The organism is Acutalibacter sp. 1XD8-33, from assembly GCF_003612555.1.
Classification (GTDB): domain Bacteria; phylum Bacillota; class Clostridia; order Oscillospirales; family Acutalibacteraceae; genus Acutalibacter.
Genome location: NZ_RAZF01000052.1, coordinates 1 through 10806, shown reverse-complemented (window position 1 = coordinate 10806; position 10806 = coordinate 1). Strand labels below are relative to the sequence as shown.

8 protein-coding genes and 1 pseudogene are annotated in these 10806 nt (G+C 48.2%); all 9 read right to left on the bottom strand.

Annotated features, from left to right (window positions below):
* Nucleotides 1-74: 74 nt before the first annotated feature.
* Nucleotides 75-155 (bottom strand): annotated as a pseudogene (locus D7X94_RS17190) (N-6 DNA methylase); the annotation flags it as partial.
* A 196-nt stretch (nucleotides 156-351) separates the two neighbouring features.
* Nucleotides 352-4560, bottom strand: coding sequence for an S-layer homology domain-containing protein (locus tag D7X94_RS17185; RefSeq protein ID WP_158591072.1), 4209 nt, complete (start codon nucleotides 4558-4560; stop codon nucleotides 352-354).
* 875 nt (nucleotides 4561-5435) lie between these two features.
* A complete protein-coding gene (locus D7X94_RS17170; protein WP_199715167.1) occupies nucleotides 5436-6062 on the bottom strand; it encodes a recombinase family protein in 627 nt (208 codons plus the stop codon).
* A gap of 192 nt (nucleotides 6063-6254) precedes the next feature.
* Nucleotides 6255-7217 carry a recombinase family protein gene (locus tag D7X94_RS17165; RefSeq protein WP_243111375.1) on the bottom strand — a complete coding sequence of 321 codons (963 nt, stop codon included), beginning with the start codon at nucleotides 7215-7217 and terminating at the stop codon, nucleotides 6255-6257.
* The gene (locus D7X94_RS17160; protein WP_120429007.1) at nucleotides 7189-8565 is read right to left on the bottom strand and encodes a recombinase family protein; all 1377 of its coding nucleotides are present in this window, start codon (nucleotides 8563-8565) and stop codon (nucleotides 7189-7191) included. Before D7X94_RS17160 ends, D7X94_RS17165 begins: the two co-directional genes overlap by 29 nt.
* Nucleotides 8566-8598: 33 nt before the next feature.
* Nucleotides 8599-8784 (bottom strand): SHOCT domain-containing protein, encoded by a 186-nt coding sequence (locus D7X94_RS17155; protein WP_120429005.1) that lies wholly within the window; start codon nucleotides 8782-8784, stop codon nucleotides 8599-8601.
* A complete protein-coding gene (locus tag D7X94_RS17150; RefSeq protein WP_120429003.1) occupies nucleotides 8771-9205 on the bottom strand; it encodes a helix-turn-helix transcriptional regulator in 435 nt (144 codons plus the stop codon). The genes D7X94_RS17155 and D7X94_RS17150 overlap by 14 nt, the downstream gene beginning before the upstream one ends.
* Nucleotides 9206-9352: 147 nt before the next feature.
* Nucleotides 9353-10279 (bottom strand): peptidoglycan recognition protein family protein, encoded by a 927-nt coding sequence (locus tag D7X94_RS17145; protein ID WP_120429001.1) that lies wholly within the window; start codon nucleotides 10277-10279, stop codon nucleotides 9353-9355.
* Nucleotides 10279-10704, bottom strand: a complete 426-nt coding sequence (locus D7X94_RS17140) for a phage holin family protein (protein WP_120428999.1) — start codon at nucleotides 10702-10704, stop codon at nucleotides 10279-10281. Before D7X94_RS17140 ends, D7X94_RS17145 begins: the two co-directional genes overlap by 1 nt.
* Nucleotides 10705-10806 lie beyond the last annotated feature (102 nt).

Sequence of the window (10806 nt, the reverse complement as noted above, 5' to 3'; positions counted from 1 at the left end):
CAGCCCATGCCCATGAAGTTGATGGCCGTCACCACGCCCCAGCTGCCCGCGATGAGGTTCACCTGCTCCCAGGTGTTACCACTGTGATTCTCTACAAATTTTGCAGACTGTACAAACATACCACCTGATCCACAGCAAGGGTCGGTTACCATCCCATAAATGATACAATGTAACGAAGCCCAAAGTGTACCCTCTTAACGATGCACCTATGCAGGGTGCAAAATGCACCACCCTCATAACGATTTGTGTGCAATCGTTATGAGGGTATAAATCCCTGCTGAACATTTTTTTTGGGGGGGGGGTAAAATTGGCAAAAGGAAAGGACAGTCGAAACCGTCCTTTCCTTTTGCATTACTTTTTCAAATAGTTCATTAACATCTGTGCTGTTTCTGCGCGAGTAGCCTTGCCCCTTGGATCAAGTACTCCGTTTCCTTTGCCGTTAACTATACCATTTTCGTTTGTCCATAACATAGCTTGCAAGGCATAATTGCTGACTTTATCGAAATCGTCAAAATCCAATGTATCATTCTCTGGCTCGGGGCTTCCTTCATAGCGCCAGAGCATAGTGGCTATCTGCTCTCTGGTGATGGACTCATCGGGTGCAAACCTGCTATTGCCAACACCCTTTACTACCCCTTCCTTCGCGGCCCAATTCACGGCGTCCGCATACCACTGGCCGAACTTCACGTCCGCAAATTGACTGCCCGGTGCGCTGGGCCTCCCCTCTTTGTTGTAGAAGATTTGGGCAAACTGGGCACGAGTGATCTGGTCATTAGGGCCGAACTTACCGTTGGCATAGCCTGTCATCACCCCGTTAACACAGACGTATTCTACCGCCTCTGCAAACCATTGTCTTTCAGGTACATCCGGGAAAGGATTCTTCCAGGGCGAAGGAGACGGATCGGATGAGGGCTTAGGAGATGGTGATGCAGATGGTGTGGGGGACGGAGAGGCTGTCGGCGTGGGTGTTACGGTCTGAATAGGCGCAAAGCTGGCTTTCACCGTCACGTTCCGCGCAGGCATCTTGAAAGTGAGCTTGCCGTTTTTCTCCGCCATTTCCACACTCTTGCCCTGGCTGTCGATGACGGAGATTTTCTCCAGCTTATAACCTTTGTCTGGATTGGCGGTAACTGTTACAACACCACCTTTATAGATGCTGGAGGGCTTTACAATAACAGTACCATGTTCATTCAGCTCTGTTTTTATGTTGTAAAAAATTATAGTGGGGTTAGAAGGACCAGCGGAGTTTCCTTTATCTGTAAATTTTGCTTCCAACTGGACCTCGCATGCTACAATAAAACGATACTCCGCACTTGTGGATATCCGCTTGCCGTCTTGATACCACCCGAGGAATTCTTGACCGCTCTCTGGCGAAGCGGAAACCTTGGAGTACTCTCCCTGCGAGAAGATTCCTCCACCAGTTGCAGTTCCTTTGCCTGATTTTGTTACGGTCACCTTAAACTCTTCTATGAACTCTCCACTTTCATTGTTTGAGGGGGCAAGAGCAGTATCAGAGCCATTTAGGAACAAGGGATAATCTGCAGAGCTATTTTCCGCATTTTCTGCCAGGCCCTTCAGAACATCACCATCTTGAAGATCCACCTGGTAATAGCTTACAATCTTCTCCGTTGAACTGGAGTCCAAATTTTTTTCCTTTGCCAAGTAAGAGATCGTGGAATCGTTTTCCGCTGTCAGCTGAATCCGATACTCTTCATCTACTGGGAGGATTAATATCCGTTGATCATTTTCATCAATAAAAGATGCGATAGTGCTATCTTCCACAGTATTTTCAAAGCTCTCATCCATAGCCGCGACTAAATTGTTTGCGCTGTCGAACACCTCCACGGAAATTGGAAAATCCGTACTTGCCTGTCGTGTCTTGATCTGCCGAGGTTGTGCGGGGGCATTCAGAATTACCTCTCGGTTTCTTGCAGGAGCGAACCCACTCTCAAACCTTAGATCATCAGCAGATAATGCCTCCAGCCAGGAATAGCATAGCTCTGGGTAATGAGCTCTTCCTATTTCCGAAATATATAAAATCACCCTCCCCACAGATAACGGCTGTCGTCCCATTTCAGTTATCCCTGTAAGTGCAGGAAAAATTAAGGGAACTATATTAGCTAATGGTTCCTTGGAGCCGTTGAATTTAGCTGCAATAATATTGCGTACTTCGTCTTGATATCTAGACGTGTAGATTTGGGGGTTTACCAAGATGAAAGCAAGGGTATCTACTGCGTTTTGGGATAATTCTCCCTGCGCTGGAGCGGTTTTTGAATATTCTGCTGAGGATAATTCTGGATATTTATCATCTGTATTTTCTAAAAGATCAGAATAGCATTCTATCATTTTTAACATCAAATGCATATATTCGCTGGTTTGTTCTGCTGAAGGAAGATAGAGTGTGCGGCCAAATCGTGTATAATTCCAGTTCGTAGATGATGGCGCTACTTTTGTAACAAGATCAACATAATTAACAATGTTAAAGATATTATCTGTCAAATCAGATTTGAATGTAGGGCTATCTGCTTGCACTGTTTGCGGGCACTCGAAACAGTATGCAAAAATGTTATCCCGATTCAATCCCTTGATCTGCCCACTATTTGCCAGATAGTCCAGTCTTTGTGCGGCGATATTAGTGGTCGCGGCTCCCCTGCTATAGCCTGACATCCACAGCTTGATGTTGGAACTTGCGCCAATCTGCTGAATGTATTCCCGAACCGCAGCAACGACTTCATCTGCGGCTTGGTTAAAGCCAGCATGGACGCCGCCCATCCCGATGGTAAAGTTGCTGGCCCACTCTTGTCCATACCCGCCGCTGCGTACTGCCACGGCGATGATAGTGTAGTTGTCCATTCCATCCGTCACAATCTTGTGCCCAATTGCGTATCCGATGCTGTCGGTGGTAGGAGTTTCGTAATGTATGGATTTGTTGGTGAACTTATATCCCAACTGATACAACAGGTCTGTAATATTGTTAGCCCTATCAATGCCTACTACTTTCTCTTCCGTATCAAAGGATGCCATAGCCATAGCGAGGGACATCTTGGCTAAATTGTGGTTATATATTGTGCTGTTTTCCAGGAACCAAGATTCATCGTATTCGTATGGGTAAGACTCGCTTTTCCCGCTAATTGCGGACATATGCAGGAAATTCCCGCTCTTTTGAATGAGCTGTGGGTAACCGGGGTTAATAATAATTTCCAAGGAGTTGCTGGGGTTGCTAGCCACGTTCTGGGCCGATATGGCGCTAACTCGTACAATATGCTTCCCCACGCCGAGATTGCTTATTCGATATGACTGGCCGGCATATGCAATAGAATCAATATATTCTACCTTGCCAGACTGATCCAGAACCTCTATTTTATATGATTTTGCTCCATCCACCTCGGTCCAAGAAATATCGAAATATCCCCCTTGAGCGATAGGTTCTTCGGTTAGGAGGGTGAGCCTGGGTGCTAAGATGGTTGCATCTATGGATAAATCAAGCAGCGGAGCTCTTTGGATAATGGGGTATGGATATCTCTCATTCCCCATTTGCCAAACCATAGAAAAGTCAAACTTACCAAATGAATTCTGCAATTTCATGTCATCTTCTGAGAGAGGGAATGCGGTAATAACTGCTGACTTATATTCGCCAGCAACAGGGACATGTGTCTCAGAACTCGTTTCCATATAGTAGCAATTTTTTATTTTGAAATCTTCTATATCTATGCCGGTTGCACATATCGAGCCTACAGAGTTTTCTCCATACAACGAACACTTTAACTTTCCAATATTATAACTCGTCTCAATGTCACCAGAAAATTCAACATCCCCAACAATTCCTCCAATCCCCCCAGAATGACCATCTTTATGCTCATTAGTTGATTCTCTGTGACCAATTATAGATAGTTGGCCTTTATTAAAACAGTTCAAAATTTGCCCCTCTCTCATTTGACCAGCTATTCCACCCAGATATATACGCTGTCCATATGAAAAAGTCTCGTACCCATTTCCCTGGATTGTACCCCAGTTACTACAGCCAGCTATTAGACCACCAGCACACCCAACAATTCCTCCCATGTAGCATGTGTTAAGATGATTTTCGGAACTTTCATCTGTAAAAACTATAGACACATAACTCGCACATCCGTAAATTTCTCCACTACGTGTTGCTCCAGCAATTGAACCGACATAGAGAGATACACCCTTTACATATATATTCCCCGTGATGGTCAAGCCGGATATACTCCCAGCACAAGAGCTAAACAGACCAATGTACTTTAAGTCACTTGAATTAATCGTCAAGTTTAGGATGCTATGCCCATTTCCATTTAACCGCCCCTTGAATCCTTCAATTGGTATCCAATTTTCAGTACTTGATAAGTCAATATCATTCATAAGAATGTATTTTCCTTTCAAATCGTTTTCAATATTCCTTAAATCCTCTGCCGTGTAGATACCGGTATACCCATCCGGTACATCTGTGGATGAAACAGCCTGCCCCGTAATTGGAACAGATAGCATCATTGCTAACATAATGCAAACTGCCAGCAGGATGGACACAACTCTCTTTTTCATTGTAAATACCTCCAAAGAATTCATCTGCGTACTCAGCGAATTACAAGGGGAAAGGGTTCCTTATCCCACACACTGCGTAGAATTTTGTCGTAGGTTACTTTACCGTTTTTTACAGTAATCATCATGTTTACCCACTTATCGGCGTATTGCCCTGAGAAGAACCTTGAAAGACTGCTCAGTTTCTTCGGTGCCTCGCCATAGCCTGCAGTGGCAGCTTCATAAAAATCAGCTTAGTGAGAAATTGCAAGAGGAACCGGGTGCTCCGATAGAAGTAAAAATCCAGCATATAATCACCCTCTGCCCAAAGCTGCCAGGGGATGTTCCCATTTCTCAGCTTCAAGGGGGTGCATTCTGGCAAGTGTAAGGCTCCCTTGACAATAAATGCCTGGCTGGCGATTGTTCGGTACACGCTTGTAACACCCGGAATGATTTCCCCTTTGATTCGGCCTACCCGAACATCTTTATACCCATACTTTTGCAGTTGAATTAAACTGCCGACTTTTAGGGAATCGACGTAATTCGAATCCAGGCAAATTTTGCACAAAAATGGTTGTCCCGGAGTCGTTATACTTCTTGAGCGCCCCGTTCTCAATGGTAAAGTCGCTGTCCGCAGTCGCCGCGCTCACACCCAGCGGCATCATCCCCATCACTAGGTAAACCGCCAACACCAAAAAAACTTTTTCTCATTGCTCACCTCCATTTTTGCCTTTCTCTCAAAAAACGACTACTGTTTTAGAAAAAAGTAGACTTTTTAAGAGCTTCTGCATTTTCGTTAAGTTTACCACAAAACGCTCAAAAACGCAAGACCTTATTGACCATATGAACATGGGAGATTCTGCTTGAGAAAAACTAGATTTGTAAAAAAGTCTACTTTTTCAGAGTTTTCCCGATTCCCTTTTTGTTCCATTTGCCATGCGGAACTCCCGCAAACGCTTGTAAAACATGGCCGCGCTCATATCGCAGACTTCCAGCACTTGGTCGATGTCAAGTGCTTTTGCTTGCCACTGCGAGACTATCTGCTCGAAATCCTCCGGAATCGGCTTCTCTGGCCTGCCGAACCGCACTCCACGGGCTTTCGCCGCTGCTATCCCCTGTTCCTGGCGCTTCTTGATGTTGACCCGCTCGTTCTCTGCCACGAAGGAGAGAATCTGTAGCACCAGGTCAGCAATAAAAGTACCCATCAGGTCCTTGGCGGTTCGGGTGTCCAGCAGGGGCATATCGATCACGCAAATATCTACGCCTTTGATTTTGGTGAGGACACGCCACTGCTCTTGAATCTCCTTATAGTTGCGGCCCAGGCGGTCGATGCTGAGTATGTAGAGCCGGTCGCCGGGCTTCAATTTCTTAACCAGCCGTTTATAATTGGGTCTATCAAAGTCCCTGCCGGATTGCTTGTCCATGTAGATGTTTCTAGATGGCACGGCTTTGGTGTTCAAAGCAATTCTCTGTCGGTCCTCGTTCTGGTCGGTGCTGGAAACACGTATATATCCGTAAACTTTCATAATAGCGAACTCCTTTCTTTGGTTATAATGACTTTAGTCTTTTGCCGCTAGGAAATCAATTTTCCTAAGCCACAAAAGGCTCTAAAACATTGCCTGTTGATTTCTAGGCCATAAAAGCAGAGAACACAAGGCCTGGATTTCAATCAAAACCCAGGCTCTGCGTTCTCTGTTTTGGGCTTTCGATACTCGATTTTACACTTCTATCTCACTTCCATCCTTAAAGGTAACTTTGATTTCCTTGCCCTGCCCGACGGTAACAAAATCCACCATACTGCTCCAAAGCCCCTCATCAAACTCAGTCAAGATACCTTCCTGCATCTGCATCGTCCTGATGAAATCCAATAACCGCTCACTCTGAGCAACCTCTGCAGCGATGGCCTCAACCACCTCATCGTACCGCGCTTTGGCGGCATTGTAGCGCCCCACCGGAGCGTCATACCGCTCTTGGTACTCAACCTGGCTCTGCGCGACCCTGGCGTTCTCCGCAATCAAGCCCTGCGCCCTCTCTGCCGCTATGGACATCTCCTCTTCCTGCACACGCTTTTCTGCCTCCAAATCATCTGTCCGACAGAGCGTTTTTCGGATGATCTCCGCATTGGCGATGATCTCCTGCTTCTCGGTAACAAGCTGGTTATAAGCTGATACAAACGCCGCCTTGACTTCATCCTCAGTGACATGGGGAGTCTGGCACTTTTCGCCGTTATACTTGAGGTTGCAGCGGTAGATGACCTTACGGTACTGGTCTGTCGAATGCCAGACCTTAGAGCCAAACCAGCTACCGCAGTCCGCGCATTTAATCTTATTAGAGAAAATGCTGACGCCGCTGTAGCGGGAACCGCCACTCCTACGCTTCTCCAGTTCTGCCTGCACCATGTCGAATACCGCAGGACTGATAATCGCCTCATGATTCCCTTCTACATAGTACTGAGGCACTTGCCCCTCGTTCTTCTTCATCTTCTTGGTAAGGAAGTCCACGGTAAACTCTTTCTGTAAGAGCGCGTCGCCCTTATATTTCTCGTTTGAAAGCATCCGGCGTACCGTCTGCTGATTCCACACGTCCTTGCCGCCTGGGGTCTTGATGCACCTTCTGGTGAGCTCCACCGCGATGGAATGGGGACTCATCCCTTCAAGGAACAGGAAGAAGATAAGCCGCACAGTTTCCGCCACGCTCCTTCCACTCATTGAATCCCATGCCCGTGCCGTTTCTGCCGCCGAGGTAGTTATACTCGCTCCACAGGGCCTTGCGTTCCTGCGTCCACATGGCTTTCTTGGCGTCAGATTTCCATTTTAATTTCTCAGTTTCACCGCTATAGAAATGGAACTCCATCGTATCTTTTCCGATGATGATAATTCTCTCAATACGCTCCGCAAAGATGCTTTCATCAAACCCGTCAGTGCCAAGAACATCGGCACATACGCTCTTGAGCAACTTCTCAGGAATATCCCGCGCACCGCAGCTTTCTGTTCTGCCCTTTTTAGAGCCGCAAGTCCAAATAACATAACCGCCCCGTTTCCGCGCAGAACGCACGAAGCTCCGTCCACAGTTCCCACATTTGATTTTACTGGAAAAGCAGGAAAGATTCAGCGCCTTATTCGCAAAACAGCCCAACTCTCTGCGCCGCGCCATTTCCTCCTGGACATAGTTAAAAGTGGCCTTATCGATGATGGCAGGATGCGTATCTTCAACGTAATACTGTGGTAATTCACCGTGATTTTTCTTCTTTTGCTTAGTGATAGGGTCCGCAATGAACTCCTTCTGCAGGAGCAGATTACCTGTGTAGGTAATGTTTGTGAGGATCATCTTGATATTGGAATCCCGCATAATACAGTCGTTTATGCTGCGGACTCCTTCCGCCTCAAGCTCTCGTTCAGTTTCCAACCTGGACTTGCCATCAAGAAAGTTCTGGAAAATTCTGCGGACAACAGCAGCTTCTTCCGGCACAATTACCAGCTCGTCATCCTCCCAGCGGTAGCCGAGAATTCTGAAATGTCCGTTGGGTATGCCCTCCGCCATACGCTTGCGGATGCCCCACTTCACGTTGTCGCTGATGGAGCGGCTCTCCTCCTGGGCGAAGGACGCCAGAATGGTCAGCATCAGCTCACCATCTCCGCTGAACGAGCTTATATGTTCCCGCTCAAAACGAACCTCAACGCCGATATCCTTCAGATGGCGGACGGTTTCCAACAAATCAACCGTGTTCCTGGCAAACCTCGAAATGCTCTTTACCAGAACAATGTCGATTTTCCCCGCCTCGCAATCGGTTGTCATGCGATTAAACTCATCGCGCTTTGCCGTCCCCGTACCGCTCACAAAATCATCCGCGTAACCCCCTGCGTACTCCCACTCAGGATTCTTCTGGATGAGCGAGCTGTAGTAGCTTACCTGCGCGGACAGAGAATGGTTCATCTTCTCGCTTTCGACCGAAACGCGGGCATAGGCAGCGGCGCGTTTCCGCTTTTCTAGGCTCGGAGCCTTTGGCTCCACACGGCTTATTTTTGCCATGCAATCACCCCTTTCGCCACTATATATCCCTCTTTACGCCCTGGAAGTCAACGACAAATCAGAGAATAATGTGCCGAAACCAGGCTGGTATTTCTCGAGGAAGATCGTATCAACCTGACGATACTCTTCTTCCGAAATCAGCCCTTCTTGGAGCATTTTTCGTGTCATGCTCATGGTGGCTTGATAGAGCTTTTCCTTCTGGAAATCATTTCTGCTCATACTGTCTGCCTCCGAACCGATGTCTGATGTAGCACTTGTGGGAACAGTATTTTCGATGGGAGTTTCCATAGACTTCAAACTCCCGGCCACAGCCTGGGCACTTGTATTTGTACACTGCTTTCCGCTTCACAAGGTCGAGATGGGAATTCCACCATCTGTTCCGGCAGGCATCTGAGCAGAACCGCTTCGTTTTGTGTCCGAAAATCTGATGTATTTCCTTGCCGCAGCATTCGCAAAAACTCGTGCCTGTTTCCAGAGGCTCCGATACCTCCACAGAGAGTGTAGAATCAGCGCTGATATTGTTCCTGCGGCAATAGGACTTGACCGTGTTCTGGGATATGCCCAGGGCAAGAGCAATTTTGCCGTAGCCATTGCCTTTGGCGCGGAGCTTAGTGATTTCCTGTTTTTGACTATCTGTCACTTTCCACACACCTCCGTCCGGAGGGACGCCTGCCAATCGTTATCAGGTCATCCCTTCTGACAGCTATGTATTGGAAAATGCCGAAAATCCTAATTTTGTGTAATAGAATAAGGCCCACTAGAGAAAAATTCCCCGGTGGGCCACCAATCAGATTCTCTGTGCGTAGTCCAGCGCGATCCACCCCGCGCCAGATTTCAGCCGCCCCCAGCCCTTGTCGGAACCAGGGCCGTTCTTGACCTCGGTGATGGTGAATACCCCAACCCCGGTGAACTTCCCGGTGGCGGTAGTATCCGTGCCAGGGCCGGAACGGATGCGCAGATCAGGAATGGACACCTTCACGGTGAAAGGGACCGCTGCACCCGGTGTGTAGATGCTTTTACCAGCTGCATCGAACACGCTATACCCCGGATTAGCATCTGCGCACTTCTTGGCGTTGTCCAGCTTCTTGTACGCACCCTTCTGCGTTTTGCTGTCATTCCAGCATTTTCGAACACGGTAAATCTGCGTGGTCGAGGTGCCAGAATCAGCCGAGCCCCCGAGTTGTGCCGTAACCTTCTCCGCCAGGTCGCCCATCCGGGCATACATCCAGCTGCCAGGGCAGGACTTATTGTCAAACCAGCGATGAACCGTCAGCACCATCTCATCAGGATTCGGCTCATAGGAAAGGGTTTTCCCCTTATCACCCAGCCAGAGTAGCTTTTTCTTGCAGTTGCGCCTGCAAATATCCACGCACAGATTGATGAGCGCCTGGTAGACAACGTCTCTGAAGGCATAGGGCTCAGCAGCATCGGACGCGCACTCGATGGTGACCGCCCTCTGGTCGTTCGCCGCATTGGAGCTGCACCAGGAGCGGTTCTTTTCCTCCACATACATCCCCACGCGGCCATCCGCGCCGATGCCGTAGTTTGATGAAGCCTGCCGACTGGATGGCGCAAAAATACCGCCCAGCGTCTCCACAGAACACTGCCCCACCACACAATGAGGCGTGATGCGGTCAATGGTGTGAGTGCGCTGTACAGAATGATTCGGACTCAATCTTGTGTAGCTCACCATAGCACTGTTAGAATATGCCATTACTCGTCACCGTCCTTTTCATCAGCTTCGCTCCTGCCATGGAGCTGTTCCAGAATGTCCTTGAGCTTCTCGGGGATGGGCAGTCCAAGATGCGCGGCGTTCTCCAGCAGAGATACCCCTTCGTTGGAGATGTAGAAAAAGATCACCGCCGTGCGCAGTATGTTCCCGGTGCCAATGACCTGCACGTCCAGAATATTGGCGATGCCCACCAGCAGGAAAATCAGCACCTTGCGGCAGATGCCCTTGAAACCCATCTCACTGGACAGCTTCTTGTCCGCCGCCGCGCACATGACCCCGGTGATGTAGTCAATAACCACAAAGGCCACCAGGGCAATCAGCGGACCGTCACAGCCGCCCAGGAAGTACCCCAGCCAGCCGCCGATAGCAGCGAAGATGAACTGTATGGTGTTCCAAAATTCCTTCATAAATTATCCCTCCTACAATAGTAAATAACGGTGAAAGGCGCGGCAGCCAACCGTGCCTTTTGCTGTCTCAAAGCTGAAACTGTAGAATGAGGGAGAAAAAGG